The following is a 1,487-nucleotide window of genomic DNA, read 5'->3' on the forward strand; positions in this document are numbered from 1 at the left end:
GGGGTGCCTCTATGTCCTTCGTCAAGCGAGTCGAGGGCTCCTCGGCTCGTAGAAGGTTCCGTCGCGGAGCATGGCGAACAGGACGCTGATGCGGTGGCGGGCGAGGCGGAGGAGGGCCTGGGTGTGGGTTTTGCCACGGGCTCGGCAGCGGTCGTAGTAGCCGCGGGAGGCGGGATCGTGGAGGGCTGCGAACGCGGAGAGGAACATCGCTCGTTTCAGCTGCCGGTTGCCGCCTCTGGGGGCGTGCTCGCCGTGGATCGACGTGCCGGACTGCCGGGTTGCCGGGGCAAGACCGGCGTAGGAGGCCAGGTGGGCTGCGGTGGGAAAGCTGCTGCCGTCGCCGACGGTGGCCAGGAGGACTGCGGCGGTCCTGACGCCGATGCCGGGCATCGAGGTCAGGACCTGGGAAAGAGGGTGGGCCTCCAGCAGGGCCTCGATCCGAGTTTCCAGAGCCCGGCGTTGTTCGTGAACGGCGGCCAGCGACTTCGCCAGCGACGGGACGATCACGTCGAGGGTGCCGGTGCCCGGGACGACGACGGTCTGCTCGTCGAGTGCGGCGAAGATGTCGTCGACCAGCCGCTCGGCCATGCGCGGCGCCCTTGGGCGGATGACCTCGACCAGCTTGCGGCGGCCCGCTTTGCGGAGTGCTTGCGGGGATCCGTAGCGCTCGAGGAGCCAGGTCACTGCCGGATGGTCCAGTCGCGGGCCCAGGACGCGCTCCAGGCTGGGGTGGAACTGGGTGAGCAGGCCGCGGATGCGGTTGGAGGTGCGGTTGGCCTCGCCTGCGAGGTCCTGGTCGAAGCCGACCAGCATGGTCAGCTCGGCGGTGACCTCATCGGTCAGGTCGAGGGTGCGCAGGGTGTGGGGCATGGTGCGGGCGGCGTCCGCGATGACCACGGCGTCCTTCGCGTCGGTCTTGGCCTCGCCGGGGTAGAGGTCGGCGATCCGTCGCATCGCCAGTCCGGGCAGGTAGGCGACCTGGCAGCCGGCGTCCCGGGCAACGGTCAGTGGGAGGGCGCCGATGGAGGCGGGCTGGTCCACGACCACCAGGACGGTGCCGAACTTGGCCGTGAGTTTGTCGAAGACGGCCCGCAGCTTCGCTTCGCTGTTCGGCAGCTGCTTGTCGAACACCGTCTTCCCGGCCGGGGTCAGGCCGTGGCCGTGATGCGTCTGCTTGCCGACGTCCAGGCCCAGGAAGACGCCCACCCCGTGGATGCTGATCACCGTGCCCCCACATGTGTCGATGCGTGCCGGCCTCAAGGTCGGGAGCCGTTCTCGCGCATCCACGTTATGCAGACCTGCCGCCCGCAAGCGGCCAGGCATTGCGCCCGGCCGGGCGGTGGCCGGACCTCTGATCAGCGTCTCCGACGGCACCCCTCGGACCCGGTGACACCACCCCCCAGGTCATCCCATCGACAGGGGGCAACAGTCATGCCGGGCCCGGAGGCCAGCGGCCCTCTTGCAGGACCGCGAAAAACATAACGGGG

General features: G+C 69.8%; 1 protein-coding gene. It reads right to left on the reverse strand.

Going from position 1 to position 1,487, the window contains the following annotated elements; translation table 11 throughout:
• Positions 1-21 precede the first annotated feature (21 nt).
• A complete protein-coding gene (locus tag ACZ4Z2_RS37305; protein WP_468082229.1) occupies positions 22-1,224 on the reverse strand; it encodes an IS110 family RNA-guided transposase in 1,203 nt (400 codons plus the stop codon).
• Positions 1,225-1,487: the final 263 nt, after the last annotated feature.

It is taken from the genome of Streptomyces sp. NPDC030183 (assembly GCF_055573455.1).